Raw genomic sequence first — 17,758 nt, forward strand, 5'->3', positions numbered from 1 at the left:
TTCAGACGTGCAGATGGGCGATGTGGTCTGGCTCGGCGCTCGGCGCTCGGCGCTCGGCGCTCGGTGGAGACGTTCTCGGCTGGCCTTGCCGAGCCTCGCCTGACCCGGTGCGTAGTACTGGCGGGGCCAGCTACGCCCTTGGTGATCGGCCGGGCGGCTGAGCAGACTTGGGGCATGGGCAAAAACGACTTGGGCGACTTCCTGCGGGCCCGCCGTGCTGGACTCACGCCGGATGAGATCGGTCTGCCGGTCGAGTTCGGCGCCGGTCGCCGGGTCGCCGGTCTGCGGCGGAGTGAGGTCGCACAGCTGGCCGGGATGAGCACCGAGTACTACACCCGTCTGGAACAAGGCCGCGCCCGGCAACCGTCCGAACAGGTACTGCATGCCCTTTGCGACGCGCTGCGGTTCGATGACGTCGAGCGGCGGCATCTGTTCGCCCTCGCGGGCGCCACGGCCGGGCACAGGGACCGGGCCGAGCCCTCGTCGCGGCTACGACCGGCGCTGCGGCAGGTGCTGGAGTCGATGGATCTGGCTCCTGCTTTCGTCAGCGACCGGAACCTCACCGTCGTCGGCGGGAACACGATGTGGGCGTTGCTGTTCCCGGAGGTGGCCGAGCTGCCGCGCCGGGAACGCAGCATGGCGCGGTGGACGCTGCTGGATCCGCGTGCTCGCCTGGTGTGGCGCGACTGGGAACGCGTCGCCCGGGACTACGTGCACGGGTTGCGGATGGCCGCCGCCGCCCAGCCCCGAAACCAGCACATCGCCGGCCTGATCGGTGAGCTGATGATGCGCTCACCGGAGTTCCCGGCGTGGTGGTCGGAACACCGCGTCCAGGAACGCAGCACCGGCCTGAAACGCCTTCACCACCCTGTCGCCGGTGACCTGGAACTGCAGTACGAGATCTTCACCTCGGTCGCCGACCCGGGCCAATCGCTCGTGGTCTACAGCGCGCCGTCCGGCTCGCCGTCTCAGGAGCGCCTGCGGCTGCTGGCCAGCTGGGGCAGCGAACCCGCGACCGCGACCATCCGGGACACCGCCGCCGAGTCCTGACGACCGCCCGAACCGGGCGATCCGGCACCGACACCACCCAGCCAGCCAAGACCCCGCCATACCCGCGGGGTCGATGCCGCCGTGCCCACGCACGCCCCGCGGCCTGGCACTCGTCCACGAAAGGACCCTGTAGTGAGCAAGACATTCCTGATCACCGGCGTCAGCACCGGCCTCGGACTGGCCATCGCCCGACGCGCCCTGGCGGCCGGGCACCGGGTCGCGGGCACCGTGCGCACCGAGCAGCATGCGGCCGCCTTCCGGGCCCTGAATCCCGACCGCGCCCGGGCCTTCGTCCTCGACCTGTCGGACGCGGACCGGATCGAGCCCACGGTGCGGGCCGCCGAAGCGGAGCTGGGCCCGGTCGAAGTGCTCGTCGCCAACGCCGGCTACGGGCTCGAAGGCACCTTCGAAGAGTCATCGATGGCCGATGTGCGCCGCCAGTTCGAGGTCAACGTGTTCGGGACGGTCGCGACCGTCAAGGCGGTCCTGCCCGGCATGCGGGAACGGCGCGGCGGCCACATCTTCGTGATCACCTCGATGGGCGGGCACACCACCTTCCCCGGACTGGCGTTCTACGAAGGCAGCAAGCACGCCCTGGAAGGCATCACCGACACCCTCGCCCAAGAGGTCGCCCAGTTCGGCGTGCGGGTCACGGCCGTGGCCCCCGGCGCGTTCAAAACCGACTGGGCAGGTAGGTCACTGGTCCGCGCACCGCGCAGCATCGCCGACTACGACGCGCTGTTCGACCCGATCCGGGCCCGCCGCCAGGCCCTCGCGGGTCAGGGCATCGGTGACCCCGACCGCGCGGGCGACGCCATCCTCGCCCTCCTGGACGCGGAGAAGCCTCCCGTGCACGTCCTGCTCGGCTCGGACGCAGTACGCCTGGTCGCCGCCGGGCGCCAACGCGTCCAGGACGACTTCGACGCCTGGGAGGAACTCAGCCACTCCACCGACTCCACCGAAGGCGGAATCACCGTCGCCTGACTCCGGACGATCCACCAAGACGGCATGAGCGGAAGGCGTTCTGTGTCCGGCAGATGATGGGTGCCTGGTCCGTCGTCAGTCCCGCGTCTGCCGACCACGCCGGACTTCTCCTACTCGCCGCGAGGGCCGAGGCTCACCGACTGCGGCGGGCCTCGGCCTCGCGGACCTGCCCGCACTCGTGGCGGGCGGCGCCGCACAGTAGACGCAGCACCGGCACTGGACGGCGATCGTCCACACCCAGCGGGCAGGATGTCCTGAAGCGCGCGCAGCGGCCGGTGGCGGCTCAGCGCGGTTCACCGGTGATGATCCACAGGTGGCCGAACGGGTCGCGGACGCGGCCCGAGCGCTTGCCGTAGGGCCGGTTCTCGATCGGGACGACCACCTCGGCGCCATGAGCGACCATGCGCTCCCCGACCGCGTCAGGATCGTCGACCTCGATCTCCAGAAGGACCGGGGAGCCGCCGAGATCGCTCGGTGACAGCCATCCCCACGAGGCCACGGCCGGCGAGACGCGGAAGAACGAGCCGCCGACGCGGTGGTCGACCACGGCGGGCCTGCCGTCGTCGCCCGGCGGAGCGCGGAACACCTGCTCGGCACCGAGGGCGTCCCGGTAGAAGGCCGACGCGCGATCCGGATCGGGCACGATGACGCGGGCGAGGATGTCGATGGCTGCGCTCATGCGTCCAGCGTGGTGCCGGGCGAAGCCGGAGTCTTGAACGATTGGGAACGGATCGCACCAGGAACGGATCGCACCCCACATCTGATCACGGAGTCCGCGCGGCCAGACCTTCCACTCGCAGCCACTCGGTGGGGGTGCACCCGGCCATGGCCCGCCACTCCCGGGTGAAATGCGCCTGGTCGGCGAACCCCGACGCGGCGGCCACGGCCGCCAGACCGACCGTCCCGGTGCGTGCGGCGGTGACGAGTTCGCCTCGCGCGGCCTCGAAACGCAGGAGGCGCTGATACTCCTTCGGCGTCACTCCCAGTTCCTCGCGCACCGCGGTGCTCAAGTGGCGTCGCGAGCATCCCAGACGCCGGGCCGCCTCGTGCACTCGCCCGGTTCCCGACAGCGCCGCCAGCATCGCTTGCTGACGGTTCGCGTCGGCGTTCGCCCCCTGCTGAGCCAGAGCGGCCGCAAGAGCCTCGACGACCGCGGTCCGGCGTTGCGGCCACGTCCGGCAGGACGCCAGGCGTTCCGGCAGGGACGCCATCGCCGGGACCGCGTCGGCCAGCTCGACGAAGTGCCCCGCCAGCGCCGCCGCCGGGACGCCCAGGAGAGCCCCGGCTCCGATCGGGCTGAGCGTCAGCCAGACACCGCGGGTGCCGCCCACCTGCCGCAGCTCCGCCGCCTCCAGGTGGAGCCCTGCGACCACGGCCCGCAACCGCCGCCGGGAGGAGGGCCGCCCGAGCCAGGCGATCTCCATCGGGTCCTCGGGGATCGTGATCGACACCGTGGTCGAGGGGAGCCCGCGGTGGACACCGGCCGAGCCCGTGCCGAGATCGTAGGGGCTCAGCGTCGCCACGAACGGCGCCAGCGCCGCGGGCAGCTGAGGGGCGGACATCATGCTCACCACACTAGGTCGACTTCCGCGAGCCATCACGCCGGACGCGTCGCAGGTCGCGTCGGTGACCTCGCCCGGGCAAAGAGCTCGGGCCTTCGCCGGGCGGAACGCCCGAGCGTTTGATCTCGGACACGAGGAAAGAAGCAGGTCGACGACGGCGGCAGCCGTGACACCTCGAAGGGAGACTCGTGGAGGAGAAGAACCCGGTCAAGTCCGTGGTCGACAAGGTGGCGGACAAGGCCAAGGACGCGATGGCGCCGTCGGACGTCCTACCGGGCGCGCCCGGAAGCCGGCCGCCGCAGGTCGAGGAACCGACCGACCCGCGGAAGCCGCTGCCCCCCAAGGCCGACCAGGGTGCGCCGGAGCCGTTCACGGCGACCGGCCGGCCGACCGGCGCCCCCGCAGGAGTGCGCGAGCAGAACGGCTCCTACCTGACCGGCGCGCAGGGGCTGCGGCTCTCCGACAGCGACCACTCGCTGAAGGCGGGCCCGCGCGGACCCGTGCTGCTGCAGGACCACCATCTGCGCGAGAAGATCACGCATTTCGACCACGAGCGGATTCCCGAGCGCGTCGTCCACGCGCGCGGCGCCGGCGCGCACGGCGTCTTCAAGGGCTACGGGACGGCGTCCGGCGTCACCAAGGCGGCGTTCCTCGCCAAGGACGTCGAGACGCCGGTGTTCGTCCGGTTCTCGCCGGTCCTGGGGTCCCGGGGGTCGGCCGACACCGTGCGGGACACCCGCGGCTTCGCGACCAAGTTCTACACCTCCGAAGGGGTGTTCGACCTGGTCGGAAACAACATCCCGGTGTTCTTCATCCAGGACGCGATCAAGTTCCCGGACGTGATCCACGCCGGCAAGCCGCACCCCGACAGGGAGATCCCGCAGGCGCAGAGCGCCCACGACACCTTCTGGGACTTCGTGTCCCTGCACACCGAGGCGACCCATCACACGCTGTGGAACATGTCCGACCGCGGCATCCCCCGCTCCTACCGGACCATGGAGGGCTTCGGCGTCCACACCTTCCGCCTGGTCGACGCGGACGGCGGCACGACCCTGGTGAAGTTCCACTGGAAGCCCAAGGCGGGCGTGCATTCGCTGGTGTGGGAGGAAGCCCAGATCATCAACGGCGTGGACCCCGACTTCCACCGCCGCGACCTCGCCGACGCCATCGAGGCGGGCGCCTACCCGCAGTGGGAACTGGGGATCCAGACCTTCCCCGACACCCCCGAGCAGACCTTCGAGGGCATCGACCTGCTCGACCCCACCAAGATCGTGCCGGAGGAGCTCGCGCCCGTCCAGCCGATCGGCCTGCTCACCCTCGACCGCAACCCCACCGACTTCTTCGACGAGACCGAGCAGGTCGCCTTCCACCCCGGGCACCTCGTCCCCGGCATCGACATAACCGACGACCCCCTGCTGGCCGGACGGCTGTTCTCCTACCTCGACACGCAGATCACCCGGCTCGGCGGCCCCAACTTCGGGCAACTGCCGATCAACCGCCCGCACGCGCCGGTCAACGACATGCTGCGCGACGGCATGCACCAGACGGCCGTGCACTCCGGGGTCGCCCCCTACAAGCCGAACTCCCTGGACGGCGGCTGCCCCTTCTTCGCCGGCAGCGAGGAGGGCGGTTACGTCGAGACGCCGGTGCAGGTCCCCGCCGCGCGCAAGGTGCGCGAGGCGCCGGCCTCCTTCGCGGACCACTACAGCCAGGCCCGGCTGTTCTGGCTCAGCATGTCGCCGGTCGAACGCGAGCACATCATCGCCGCCTACACCTTCGAACTCGGCAAGTGCTACGAGCAGGCCATCAAGGAACGCAACCTGCGGGTGCTGGCCGAGATCGACCCCTACCTGTGCGAGCAGGTCGCCGCCGGGCTCGGACTCCCCGCGCCCAAGGCCGCCGGCGCGCTCCCCGACGTCCAGCCCAGCCCGGCGCTCTCCCAGGTGGGCCAGAGCTGGCCGACGGCCGGCCGCATCATCGGCATCGTCGCCGACGCCGGCGCGGACCTGGCGGCGGTGGCCTCCCTCCGGCAGTCGATCCTGGACGGGGACATGGTCCCCCTGGTCATCGCGCCGTCCGGCGGGCAGCTCGGCTCCGGCGAACCGGTGACCGTCCAGCGCACCTTCGCCACCGCGCGCTCGGTGGAGTTCGACGCGCTGATCCTCGCGGCGCCGGGCGCGCCCGGCGGCGACGCCTTCGGCGCGCGGGACGCCAAGGCCGGCAACGGTCCCGTCGACGCGGGCACCGACCCGCGCGTCCTGCTCCTGCTCGCGGAGGCCTACCGGCACGCCAAGCCGATCGGGGTCCTGGCCGCCGCCCGCCCCGTCCTGCCTGGGGCCGGGATCCCGCAGGACGCGCCCGGCGTGCTGGTGAACGACGACCCCGCCACCGCCCTGCGCGGCGTCGTCGAGCTGCTCGCGCTCCACCGCGTCTGGGAACGGTTCCCCGCCCCCGCCTGACCGGCAGGCTCACCACGTCGGCAAGTCCCGCCCCCACGTCCCGCGAAAGCAGGCCGTGGGGGCGGCCCGCGACACAAGCCGACAACGGATGTGGGCCGGCGCGCGATTCACCCCATTCGGAGGAGATCCGCGGTCGGACCGCCCGCACTCCGGCGGCGGCGCCGGGCGCGGCGAGGTGCGTATGCTGGCTGGTAGGTGGCGGTGCGGTGCCAGGGAAGGTCTGCCACATGAGCGCCGAACCGTCCGGGGTTCACAAGCTCGGACCGCCGCCCCGACCACGGCGTCGCGCCCTCCACCGGGCGAGCCGGGAGTGGGCCGTCCCACGCCTGAAGGGGATCAAGGAGAACCCCCTGTGGACCCGGATGACGGCGGTCGACTTCTTCGGCAACTCCATCCAGCTGGCCGCGCTGGCGGTCCTGTGCTTCTTCCCGTTCCTCATCGTGATCACCACGGCGGCCGGCCAGGACACCGCCACCGTCGTCACCCGCTGGCTGGGCCTGGACGAACCGGCCTCGCACGCCGTGGCCGGCCTGTTCACCGCCACTCCCGCCACCGGATCCTCGACCGTGATCAGCGCATGCCTGCTGATCCTGGGAGCCCTGGCCGTCGCAGGAACACTGCAGGGCTGGTACCGGCGGGTGTTCGACCTGCCCGGCCGCGGGCTGCGGGATCTGGGCGCCCAAGGCGCCTGGCTCGCCGGCCTCCTCGGCTACGGCGCCGCGCACGCCGCCCTCGGCTGGGCCCTCGGCCCTCTCGGCCCCCTCGTCGGACCGATCCTCCAGGGGCTGACCGGCCTGGCGCTGGCGGTCCTGTTCTGGTGGTGGACGATGAAAGTCCTGCTCGGGAAAGCCGCCGACTGGATGGCCCTGCTGCCCTCGGCACTGGCCACCGGCCTGTTCTGGGTGGGGCTGGGAGCCTTCTCGTCCCGCTTCTTCTCCGACGAGATCGTCTCCAACAAGCAGAGCTACGGCTCCATCGGCGTCGTCATGGTCATCATGTCCTGGCTGGTCGCCGTCGGCGTCGTCGTCCACCTCGGCTCCATCGCCGGCCGCCTGTACAGCGAACGCCACGCCCATGCTCCCCGCCAACGGCACCGCGACTGAGCAGAACCAGCCCGGTGGGTCCTCCGGGCCGCAGACGGTGAAGGGTGCCGGCACCGTCGGGCGCGCGTCCCGCGGTCAGAATGTGGCGATCGGGTTGACCGGGCTGCCGGACGTACCGGCGAAGCGGACCGGCGCGACGGCGAGGTGGAAGTCCCACTGACCGAGCTCGGCAGCCGTCGCCGCGCACGCCTCCAGGTCGCAGTTGTCGAGCAGCCACAGGCCCATCGCGACGAGGCCCACGGTGTGAACCGGCATCGCCATGTCCTCGTACCCCGACGGCTGAACGTCTTGGGGGGTGTCGGCGCCGATCAGCGCGACTCCCCGTTCATGCAGCCAGGGCAGGCAGGACGCATGCCAGCCGGCCTGCGTGAAACCGCCGGACGCACCGGCCTCGTGCCGGGCGCGGCCATGGCCGGTCCGCAGCAGTACCGCGTCGCCGGATCGCACCCGCACACCCTGGCGACGCTCGGCCTCCTCGAGATCGCCGGGAAACACACCCTCACCCGGTTCCAACCACGGCACATCGCGGACCTTCGCGATGTCCAGCAGGACACCACGCGTGACGATCCCGTTCGCCGCCGCCGTGACGGCCCCCCACGCCGACCCCGTCGCGGCGTCGACCAGCGAATGCGACCGCCCGTTGTACATCGTGCCGTCCCAGAAGATGTGGCATGGCGAGTCGACGTGGGTGATGGTGTTGCCGTGGAACAGGATGCCGAGCCGCTCGTTCGAATAGCCCCAGCGCCGGTCGTTGCGGAATCCGGGCAGCGGCATGTTCTCGACGCCCGGCATGTCGGCGAAGCACGGGCACGTCGTCGTCGACCGCTCCATCTCTTCCGGTACGGAAACCTCCCATGCGCACGACACACTCCTGCCGTGGCGCACGGCCCGCGCCGCCGCCAGCCGGACGTCGTCGGTGATGTGGTTCAAAGTGCCGAGCTCGTCGTCGTCACCCCACCGTCCCCAGTTCGACAGCGTGTCGAAGTACCTGAGCACGTCATCCTGTGTAGGCATCGGTCGCTCTGCCGTCATCCCAGCATCGCCCCTCCGGTCAGCTCCTCCGAGTGCGTCAACATCATTCCTCTCCTTGCCGGCGATCAGCAGCCCGCCGTGGCCACACGGACAGCGCGCCAGGTGATCCCACCGAGTCAGGCACGGCGAGTTTCGGCCTTGGCGGTGATGTAGGCGTCGCGTGCCTTTGCCATGTTGGATCCGTTCAGGCCCGCAGGGAGACATCCGGTGGGGCGCCAACTGGCTCAAGGGGTTCGCGGGGGCATGCTTCGGCCGGGTTCGGCGAGGTAGAGGCTGAGGCCCTTCCAGCAGAAGTCGGTCATGTGCCGCGCCGCGTCCTCGATGCGCACCTGCGGGTGCCGGGTCCGCCACTGGGCGAGCCGCTCGCTCGCGCCGATGATGATCTCGGTGAACGCTGCGATCGCCTGCTCGCCGATGTGGGGAGCGAACGCCGTCAGCGCCGCGGAGATCAGCGTGCCCTGCTGGCGGCGGATCGCCTCGACGGCGTCCACCGTCTTCCAGGACCCGTCGGTGGGCCTGCTGAGCATCATCGCGAACGACCTGCTGTGTTCGTCGGCGAACGCGAAGTAGGCGACCATCGCGTGCCAAAGGACGTCCTCGGGCGTGGAAGCGGCGGCCATGGCCTTCTGGGTGACGTCCAGCAGTTCGGCCTTGGACCGGTCGACGCACGCCGCGAACAGTCCGTCCTTGGAGCCGAAGTACTCGTACAGCATCGGCTTGGAGACGCCGCACCGCTGGGCGATCTCATCCATCGAGGTGCCCTGGTAGCCGCGGTCACCGAACACCTCCTCCGCCACGTCCAGCATCTGCCGTTCCCGGTCGGCGCGCGACATCCGGCGGTGGCGTCGCGGCGGACGCGGTACGGCGGCGCTCACAGCGGACTCCTGACCGCCGCCCCGGAGGTCGCCCGGCGGTTCATCGAGGGGGTGGACGGTGCGGAGGGGCGGTGGAAGCGCGCGGCACCAGGGTCATGGGGAGGGGACGAGGCGCGGTGACGTGGCCGTCCATGGTGCGCAGGAGCGTCTGGAGGGCGACGGCGCCCAGTTCCTCGGCGGGTGCGACGACGGTGGAGAGCTGGGGTGTCGCGGCCTCGGAGAGCAGAGTGCCGGCGAAGCCCATGATCGACAGTTCGCCGGGGACGGGGATGCGCAGGTCGTGGGCGGCCATGAGCGCCCCGGCGGCGAGCAGGTCGTCGTCGCAGAACAGGGCGGTCGGCCTCGGTGTCAGGGACAGCAGCTGATGGGCGGCGCCGCGGGCGGCCTGCAGGCTGAAGCCCGCCAGCACCTCCGGGCTCTCGGTGGCGGTGATACCGGCCTGGTCGAGTTCGCGGCGCCATCGGGAGGCTCGGGCCTTGAAGGTCGTGGACGGCAGGTCGGTTCCGAGGTGGGCGATCCGGCGGTGGCCGAGGTCGAGCAGGTGCCCGACCGCCGCCGAGGCGCCCTGCCGGACGTCGAGGAGGACGCTGGTGAACCCGTCGGCGACGGCCTCGATGAGGACGGTCGGTCCGGGAGCGTCGGAGAACGGCGGCTCGATCCCGAACAGCATCATCGCGTCGATGGCCGCGGCGTTGAGGGCCTCCACGGCGGTGAGCTGCCAGTTCCTCTCGGGTCCCGGCTCGATGAGCGCGACGGTGATCCCGTCCGCGCGCCCGGCCCGTTGTGCGCCGCGCAGTACATGGCCGAGGAAGGGGTTGGTGATGTCCGGCACCAGGAGGCCGACCGTCCGGGTACGTCCGGCGCGCAGGGTGCTGGCGGAGGCGTGCGGGCGGTAGCCGAGCTGCCGGGCGGCGTGCCGGACGCGCTGCTCCACCTCGGCCGAGACCCGGCCGGCCGCCTTGCCGGAGAACACCAGCGACACCGTCGACTGGGACACGCCGGCCAGCTCGGCGACCTCGTGTCCGGTCGGACGGCGGTGTGCGCCGCCCGTGCCGCCGGGCGAGCGGCGGGATGGGCCGGTGTGGCTGTCGGTCATGGCGCGGCGATCTTAGCCGGAGGCGCAGGCGGGCAGGCGGGTGCGGTGAACATCCGCATCAGCTCTTGCCGGAGGCCGGCGCCGGCGAAGGACGCTTGGACGGCGGCGAGGTTGCAGCGGGCCAGGTCGTCGGCCGTCCAGCCGAACGCCCGCCGGAGGCGTTCGTACTCCCGGTCCAGGGTCACATTGGCGACGGTGCGGGCGTCGGTGCTGATGGACAGCGGGACACCGGCCGATCGGAGCCGGTCGACCGGGTGGTCGGCGTAGGACGGCAGCAGCCTCCCCATCGTCTGTACGTTGGACGTGGGGCAGACCTCCAAGTGGACGCCGCCGGCGATGAGGCGTTCGACGGTGCGCTCGTCCTCGATGCTGCGGACCCCGTGCCCGATCCGCTCGGGGCCCAGACGGTCCAGGACGTCGTTGACGCCGTCGGCGCCTCGTGACTCGCCGGCGTGCGCCGTGATCCGGACACCGTGCTCGCGCGCGTGGTGGAAGGCGGCGACGTGCGCGTCCAGCCCGAATCCCGCTTCGTCGCCGGCGAGGTCGAACCCGGTGACCACGCCGCCGTCCAGCCGGTCGGCGGCCAGGCGGACCGTGGCCATGCTCGCGTCGGCGTCGAAGTGCCGAAGCGTGCACAGGATGACGCTCGCCCGCACTCCCGTCGCCTCGCTCGCCTGGGCGACCGCGGTCTCGACCTCCTCGACGACACGCTCGGGCCGCATCCCGCCCGCCGTGTGCAGCAGCGGCGCGAACCGGATCTCGGCGTAGGCCACGTTGTCGGCGACGAGCTGCGCGAACAGGTCATCGGTGACCAGGCGCAGTGCCCGGGGCGTTTGCATGAGCTGGACGATCCTGGTGGGCCTGGTGAGGAAGTCGACCAGATCCGCGCATCTGGCGGGGGCGACGTAGTCACGCAGGTACTCGGTCAGGGACGTGCCCGGCCGTAGTGCGGCGACGCAGGCGTAGCTGACACAGCAGTCCAGGTGCAGATGCAGCTCGGCCTTGGGCTGCGAACGGGGCAGGACCTCCACGGGCGGCTCCCTCCGGATCTGGTCATGCAACGTATTACATCATCTGCTGACAAGCCAGCGTTGACGGACGTCATACGTTTTACTAGCGTCCTTGCCGTTGACCGATCAAGGGGGCCGTCAATGCCGATCGCCAGGGACCGCAAGGGTGTGCTCGTACTGGTCGCGAGCATGGGCGCCGTCATGGTGGCGGGCACGGTGGCCGGTGCGGTGGCCGCCCTGTCCCCGGGCGGTGTCTCGGACGGCGGCACAAGGCCGTACCAGCTCGTCGTCCCGGCGACCGCCGCGGGCCTGCCCCTCGACCGGAGCCAGACCGAGGCGTACGGCACCGTCGACATGGAGCTGTCCGATTACAGCCGGCAACGGTACGAGGCGGAACTGGGCGGCGACATCACCGGCCGCCCAGTAGGGGCCGTCTACGCCGACCCCGCCGATGACAGGCTGGTCGTTTTCCGTGGCCTGACCGGCAGCGGGCTCTCCCCGCGCAAGTTGAAGCGCGGCATGGCACGGTTGCAGCGCGAGGCGGGCTTGCCGGGTGTCCATCGCGAAGTGAATCCGGGCCCTCATGGTGGTTCGGCCATATGCACACCGCCCGCGCACGACATCGCCTGCGTTTCGATGACCTCCACGACCATCGTCTTCATCGAGTTCGCGCCGGCGGAGCCGGCCGAGACGTCTCCGATCCGTCCCGAACGGGCCCTTGAGATCCTCCACGGCGTCCGTGCCGCGGTGGAGCAGCCCGCCTGACCAAGGCTCCCTGCGCACTTGGGCGATCAGAGCCATGGCCGCAGCGAACACGCCATCAGCCACACCCGGTCCTTCGGGACCGCATCACCTTCTTGGGGAACGCCGCCATGCGGCCTTTGATCATTGACACCGACACCGGCTCCGACGACGCGGTCGCCCTGGTGCTGGCCGCCGCCAGCGGCCTGGCCGACGTCCGCGCGGTGACCACGGTGGCGGGCAACGTGCCGCTGGAGACCGGCACCCGCAACGCGCTGATCTCGTTGCAGACCGCCGGGCGCCCCGACATCCCGGTCCATGCCGGCTGCGCGCGCCCCATGACGCGCGCCCTGTCCAGCGCCCAGCACGTCCACGGCCAGGACGGCATGGGCGACATCGGCCTGCCCGACCCCGTCACGGTTCCTCGGGCGGCACACGCGGTCGATGTCCTGCTGACGCTGCCCCGAAGGCTCCCGGGCGAACTCACGCTGGTCACCCTCGCCCCGCTGACCAACATCGCCGCCGCTCTGCTGCGCGACCCGGAGCTGCTGTCGAGGTTCCGGCACGTCTACTGCATGGCCGGTGCCGCCGACATGGCGGGCAACGTCTCGCCCACCGCCGAGTTCAACGTGTGGGCCGATCCCGAGGCGGCCCGGGTCCTCACCCAGGCCGCCACCCCGGACAAGGTGACGTGGATCGGCTGGGACGTCTCCCGCCGGGACGCGGTGATGACCCCGGCCGATCAGTGCCGGCTGGAGCGGATCGGCACCCCGCTGGCCTCGTTCGCCCATCGCATCAACCGCACCGTCGCCGACTGGGCCCGCGACGTCACCGGCCTGCCCGGCTACGACCTGCCCGATCCGGTGGCCATGGCCGTCGCCCTCAGACCCGACCTGGTCACCGAGCAGGAAGAGGCGCACGTCGACATCGCGCTGGACGGCCTGACCCGCGGGCAGATGGTCATCGACCGGCGGAGGACGGCCCCGCCCCCCAACCTGACCCTGGTCCGCCGCGTGCACGAGGCCGGATTCAAAAGGCTGCTCTTCGACACCGTCGCCGCTCCCCTGCCCCGGCTGATCGGATAAAGAGGACGGACGTGATTCGGGTGTTGCTGGCCGAGGACATGGAACTCATCCGAGGAGCCCTCGTCGCGTTGCTGGGCCTGGAGAGCGATCTGGCCGTCGTGGCCGAGGCGGCGTCGGGGGACGCGGCGGTGGCGCTGGCGCTGGCGCACCGTCCCGATGTCGCGGTCCTCGACGTGCGCATGCCCGGCGGCGTCGACGGGCTCGCGGCGGCCGCGCTGCTGGCGGAGCGGCTTCCCGAGTGCCGGGTGCTGATCCTGACGTCCCTGGACCGTCCGGAGACGCTGCGGAAGGCACTGGCGGCCGGAGCCCGCGGGTTCATGCTCAAGGACGAGCCGCCGGCCAAGCTGGCGGACACGATCCGCCGGGTGGCGGCCGGCGAGCACGTCCTCGATCCGCGGCTCGCGGCGGAGGCGCTGACGAAGCGGCCGAACCCGCTGACCGACAGGGAGGTGCACGTCCTGCGGCTCGCGGCGGACGGCGCGGATCCCGCGGAGATCGCCTCGGCGCTCCACTTGTCGAAGGGGACGGTGCGCAACTATCTGGGCGCGATCGTCACCAAACTGGACGCACGCAACCGGCTCGACGCCGTCCGGATCGCCACCGAGGCCGGCTGGCTGTAGGACGAATGGCCACCGCGAGGCGAGATCGTACCCGCCCGTCCTGTTCGTGCGTTCCGCACATGAGAACCGGGCGGCAGACACTGGTCCGGTCCCTATGCAGGTCGGCACTGTGATCATCATGAGACCGACGATCGCCCGCTGGGCGGCCATGGCGCTGGCCTCGGCCACGGTCCTCGGCTTCGCCCTGCCTGCACAGGCCCTCGCTCCGCCCCCGGCGGCGCTCGCACGACCGATCGTCCCGCCATCCCGCTCCACCGACCTCCCCGGGCTCACCGGGCTGGTGGACGGCATCGTCCGCCGGCAGCTCACCGACGACAAGATCCCCGGCGCGGCGGTCGTGGTGGTCTCGGGCGGCCGGACCGTTCTCGCCAAGGGATACGGCACCGCCGACGCGGCCGGGAAGAGGCCGGTGACCCCCAAGACGGGCTTCTTCACCGGGTCGCTGGCCAAGCTGTTCACCACCACCGCGGCACTGCAGCTCGTCGACGCCGGCAAGCTCGATCTGCGCGCCGACGTCAACCGCTACCTGACCACCTTCAAGATCAAGAACTCCTACCCGGGGCGGCCCGTCACGCTGGAGCACCTGCTGACCTACACGGCGGGCTTCGACGATGACATCGTCGGGCTCGCGAAGGCCGACCCAGCCGACGTCGGTTCGCTGGCACGCAGTCTCGCCGACCGGCAGCCCCGCCGCGTGCGGCCACCCGGCACACGTGTCGCCTACGACAACTACGGCATGGCACTCGCGGGACACCTGGTGGAGATCGCGTCCGGCCGGCCGTTCGCCCAGTACGTCGAGCAGCACATCCTGAAGCCGTTGGGCATGACCGCGACCAGCATGGCGGTGCCGCACACGGCGGAGCTGGACGCGAGCCTCGCCGGCGCGTACCGCCCGAACGGGGACGGCTACGCCACCGTCAAGGGCCAGTACGGGCCGTGGACACCGACCGGAACGGGGCCGGTCACCACCCCCGCCGACATGGGCCGCCTCATGCTCGCCCAGCTGAGCAACGACCCGCGCCTGGGCCGCGACGTCGCGCGGCGCATGCAGCAGCAGCACTACGCGCAGGACCCCCGGATCCCCGGCATGGGCTATGTGTTCGAGCAGCGGCCGCGCAACGGGCACCGCCTCGTCTACAAGGACGGTGACGTCCCAGGCCACCACAACGTCATGGCCCTGCTCCCCGACGACCGCACCGGCATTTACGTCGTCTACAACGGCGACGGCGTCGGCACCACCGCCCCATGGGACGGCCAGAGCCTGGTCGACCAGATCGTCGACCGCTACTTCCCGGCCACGTCGCAGGCCCCGCCGGCCCTCGCCACCAAAGCCGAGGACCTCAAGGGCCTTGCCGGCACCTACCGGTCCACCCGCACGAGCAGGACGAGCATCATGAAGGTCGCGTCGCTGTTCGCGGCGCCGTCCGTCCAGGCCCATGGTGACGGGACCCTGACGACCACCGGACTCTCCCCCGACCCGGACGACACCACCCAGCGCTGGGTCCGGATCGGTCCAAGGCTCTTCCAGGAACGCGGCGGCCAGGCCCGCATCGCCTTCACCGGCGACGGGACGCTGACCAGCTCGATGAACCCCTCCGAGGCCCTGGAAAAGCTCGCCTGGTACGACACCCCGACGCCGCACGTCATCCTTCTCGGTCTCGGCGCGCTCGCGTTCCTTGTCTGCTTCCTCTTCTTGCCGGTCAAAGGGCTGGTGGGCGTCGCGCGGCGCCGGTCCCGCACCGGCACCCCTCCCGAGCCCGCCGGCCCGCGGGCCGCGAAACTGCTCGCCTGGGTCACCGCCGCGATCGTGACGGGCTTCACCGCCGCGGTGGCCGTGACCGTGTCCGACCCGAACGTGCTCATGGAACTCACCGCACTGAACTCACCGCGGTTCGCCGCGCTGCCGTTCGTGGCCACGGCCGGTCTGCTGTTCTCGATCGCGGTCACCGGCGCCGCAGTAGTCGCCTGGGTCCGCGGCTGGTGGGGATGGACGGGCCGGCTCTCCTACACGCTCCTGGTGGTGGCAGCCGTGGCCTTCTACAAAGTCGCCATGACCTACAACCTCCTCGCGCTGCCGTTCCCGACCAACTGAGCGAGGCGCTATGACCGCCGAAGAAGTACTTCCGATCCATGAACGCGGGCCGACCGACGGGCCGGCCGCGTCACCGCCCTGCCCGGCGGGGGTGCGGGCCCGTCCTGTTCGCATGATCGACGAACTCGGCCGGAGCGATGCTGATCAAATTGACTGTTTCGACAGCCTTTGTGTGATTTTCGAGGGAGAGGTCATTCGATGGGACTTGTGAAGCCTGCGCGGATCACTGCGGCCGCCGCCGTCGCGCTCGGGCTGTGCGTGCCGGCCGCGAACGCCGACGTCCGGTACGAGCCCGGTGCGCCGGGGCTGGGCGACCCCTACTTCCCCGATCTCGGCAACGGCGGTTACGACGTCGGCGACTACCACCTGAAGACCGCCTACGATCCCGCCACCGACCAGCTCATCGGCGAAACCACGATCAGAGCGACCGCCACCCAGAACCTGTCCCGGTTCAATCTCGACCTCTACAAGATGAACGTCCGATCGGTCCAGGTGAACGGCCACCGCGTCCCGTTCGCCCGCACCGGCGAACGCGAACTGGAGATCACGCCGCGCCGGGGATTGCGGAACAGGAGCCGGTTCACGGTGGTCGTCCGCTACGACGGCGTCCCCGAGACGCTCGGCGGCCCGATCGGGTTCGACCTGCCGTACGGGTTCCTGCACACCAACGACGGCGCGACGATCGTCTCCGAGCCGAACGCCGCGTCCACGTGGTTCCCCGCCAACGACCATCCGCGCGACAAGGCGTTCTTCACGATCGAGACGACCGTGCCGCAGGCTCTCCAGGTGATCGGCAACGGCCGACTGGTCAAGCGGTGGCGCGCCGACGGCAAGGACACCTTCGTGTGGCGCGAGGACCGCCCTATGGCGACCTATCTGGCGACCGGCTCGATCGGACGGTTCGACATCTCCAGGACCACCACGGGCAAGGGCATCCCGCAGCTCGACGCGGTCGATCCAGGTGTGGCGTCCGACCCGGGCTCGGTCGGCACTCCGGCGTGGACGGCGCGGGCGACCGACGAACTGGCCGACTACTTCGGTCCCTACCCGTTCACCACGACCGGCTCGATCATCGAGAACAACAACCTTCCGCCGCTCAACGTCCCCAACGCGCTGGAGACGCAGACCCGTCCCACCTACGAAACGCCGCCCGTCGAGAAGGGCGTGGTGCACGAGATCAGCCACCAGTGGTTCGGCAACAGCGTCTCGGTCGGCCGCTGGAGTGACACCTGGCTGAACGAGGGCTACGCGGTCTGGACGGAGAAGTACTGGGCGGAGAAGCACGGCGGCCAGTCCGCGCAGGAGGCTTTCCAGCAGATCTACGCCGACCCGCCGCCCATGCCGCCCGGCCGCCCCGGGTTCTGGGACCTCGCGATCGCCGACCCGTCCCGCGACCAGATGTTCCACCGCTCGATCTACCTCCGCGGCGGCATGACGTTGCAAGCGCTCCGGCACAGGATCGGCGACGAGCGGTTCCTGCGGCTGACCCGCACCTGGCTGGCCGAGCACAAGTACGGCACGGCGACCACGGAGGACTACGAAGCGCTCGCCGAACGGATCTCCGGGCAGGACCTCCGCGAGTTCTTCCGGGTCTGGCTGCACTCGCCGGGCAAGCCCACCTGGGATCGCTGAAGGCGTCGGCTCCGATGCCACGCCAAGCGAGATCATCTTCCACGGCCTTCGGTACGTGGCCCACAGGCCGCGGGGCGCTCGTGACCGACGAGCAGGCCCAAGACCAACCGTCGCGTGGGAGGCCCTGCGCTCCCGGTCGAGCGATTCACGGTCGCTTGTACACGGTCACGACGGCGGCGCCGAACGGACCCCGGATGAGCGCACTGCCGAGCACCTTCACGCGCGAGACCCGCGATCGAGGTGGGACGGCTCGGGCCAAGCGCCGTCTCCCAAGCGAGAGGCCAACGTCCCGCCGCGAGTAGACAGTTCATCCGCCACCAGCCTCAGCGGCGCATCCAGTTGAGCGGTCACCAACCTCAACGGCGGCCCCGTCTCCTCGGGGCGGCTCACGCCCGTGTTCCAGGGCCTGCTGGTGGA

General features: G+C 71.0%; 16 protein-coding genes. 10 read left to right on the forward strand and 6 right to left on the reverse strand.

Annotation, left to right across the window (positions count from 1 at the left end; genetic code table 11):
- Positions 1–174: 174 nt before the first annotated feature.
- Complete coding sequence (locus ABT299_RS09710) at positions 175–1,050, forward strand: helix-turn-helix transcriptional regulator (protein ID WP_387025127.1); 876 nt, start codon at positions 175–177, stop codon at positions 1,048–1,050.
- A 132-nt stretch (positions 1,051–1,182) separates the two neighbouring features.
- A complete protein-coding gene (locus tag ABT299_RS09715; RefSeq protein WP_500250376.1) occupies positions 1,183–2,034 on the forward strand; it encodes an oxidoreductase in 852 nt (283 codons plus the stop codon).
- A gap of 283 nt (positions 2,035–2,317) precedes the next feature.
- Here the strand turns inward: ABT299_RS09715 and ABT299_RS09720 are convergent, their stop codons facing one another.
- Complete coding sequence (locus tag ABT299_RS09720; protein ID WP_387025123.1) at positions 2,318–2,713, reverse strand: VOC family protein; 396 nt, start codon at positions 2,711–2,713, stop codon at positions 2,318–2,320.
- A gap of 85 nt (positions 2,714–2,798) precedes the next feature.
- Positions 2,799–3,599, reverse strand: coding sequence for a helix-turn-helix domain-containing protein (locus ABT299_RS09725; protein ID WP_500250377.1), 801 nt, complete (start codon positions 3,597–3,599; stop codon positions 2,799–2,801).
- A gap of 185 nt (positions 3,600–3,784) precedes the next feature.
- On the opposite strand from ABT299_RS09725, the gene ABT299_RS09730 reads away from it, so the two are divergent.
- A complete protein-coding gene (locus ABT299_RS09730; RefSeq protein ID WP_500250378.1) occupies positions 3,785–6,055 on the forward strand; it encodes a catalase in 2,271 nt (756 codons plus the stop codon).
- A 227-nt stretch (positions 6,056–6,282) separates the two neighbouring features.
- Complete coding sequence (locus tag ABT299_RS09735; RefSeq protein WP_190853301.1) at positions 6,283–7,158, forward strand: YhjD/YihY/BrkB family envelope integrity protein; 876 nt, start codon at positions 6,283–6,285, stop codon at positions 7,156–7,158.
- Positions 7,159–7,233: 75 nt separating this feature from the next.
- On the opposite strand, the gene ABT299_RS09740 is transcribed toward ABT299_RS09735, so the two are convergent.
- The 4 genes from ABT299_RS09740 to add all read right to left on the reverse strand — a co-directional run bounded on the left by ABT299_RS09740 (position 7,234) and on the right by add (position 11,192).
- Positions 7,234–8,154, reverse strand: a complete 921-nt coding sequence (locus ABT299_RS09740; protein WP_500250379.1) for a cyclase family protein — start codon at positions 8,152–8,154, stop codon at positions 7,234–7,236.
- Between the two features lie 260 nt (positions 8,155–8,414).
- Positions 8,415–9,065: a TetR/AcrR family transcriptional regulator gene (locus ABT299_RS09745; RefSeq protein ID WP_500250380.1), complete on the reverse strand. Its 651-nt coding sequence runs from the start codon at positions 9,063–9,065 to the stop codon at positions 8,415–8,417.
- A gap of 40 nt (positions 9,066–9,105) precedes the next feature.
- Positions 9,106–10,161, reverse strand: a complete 1,056-nt coding sequence (locus ABT299_RS09750) for a LacI family DNA-binding transcriptional regulator (protein ID WP_500250381.1) — start codon at positions 10,159–10,161, stop codon at positions 9,106–9,108.
- On the reverse strand, positions 10,158–11,192 hold the full coding sequence (gene add, locus ABT299_RS09755) for an adenosine deaminase (RefSeq protein WP_500250382.1): 1,035 nt from the start codon (positions 11,190–11,192) through the stop codon (positions 10,158–10,160). The genes ABT299_RS09750 and add overlap by 4 nt, the downstream gene beginning before the upstream one ends.
- Before the next feature lie 120 nt (positions 11,193–11,312).
- Here add and ABT299_RS09760 point away from each other — a divergent pair, with 120 nt between their 5' ends.
- From ABT299_RS09760 to ABT299_RS09785, 6 genes are all read left to right on the forward strand, one after another.
- Positions 11,313–11,936 (forward strand): hypothetical protein, encoded by a 624-nt coding sequence (locus tag ABT299_RS09760; RefSeq protein ID WP_500250383.1) that lies wholly within the window; start codon positions 11,313–11,315, stop codon positions 11,934–11,936.
- A gap of 107 nt (positions 11,937–12,043) precedes the next feature.
- Complete coding sequence (locus ABT299_RS09765) at positions 12,044–12,997, forward strand: nucleoside hydrolase (RefSeq protein WP_387025105.1); 954 nt, start codon at positions 12,044–12,046, stop codon at positions 12,995–12,997.
- An 11-nt stretch (positions 12,998–13,008) separates the two neighbouring features.
- Positions 13,009–13,617: a response regulator transcription factor gene (locus ABT299_RS09770; protein ID WP_500250384.1), complete on the forward strand. Its 609-nt coding sequence runs from the start codon at positions 13,009–13,011 to the stop codon at positions 13,615–13,617.
- Positions 13,618–13,735: 118 nt separating this feature from the next.
- Positions 13,736–15,709, forward strand: a complete 1,974-nt coding sequence (locus ABT299_RS09775) for a serine hydrolase domain-containing protein (protein WP_500250385.1) — start codon at positions 13,736–13,738, stop codon at positions 15,707–15,709.
- A 10-nt stretch (positions 15,710–15,719) separates the two neighbouring features.
- Entirely contained in the window at positions 15,720–15,920 is a 201-nt protein-coding gene (locus tag ABT299_RS09780) for a hypothetical protein (protein WP_500250386.1), read from the forward strand.
- Entirely contained in the window at positions 15,908–17,341 is a 1,434-nt protein-coding gene (locus ABT299_RS09785; protein WP_500250387.1) for a M1 family metallopeptidase, read from the forward strand. Before ABT299_RS09780 ends, ABT299_RS09785 begins: the two co-directional genes overlap by 13 nt.
- The last annotated feature ends 417 nt before the right edge of the window (positions 17,342–17,758 follow it).

The sequence above is a fragment of the Spirillospora sp. NPDC000708 genome (assembly GCF_040299565.1).
Taxonomy (GTDB): Bacteria; Actinomycetota; Actinomycetes; order Streptosporangiales; family Streptosporangiaceae; genus Spirillospora.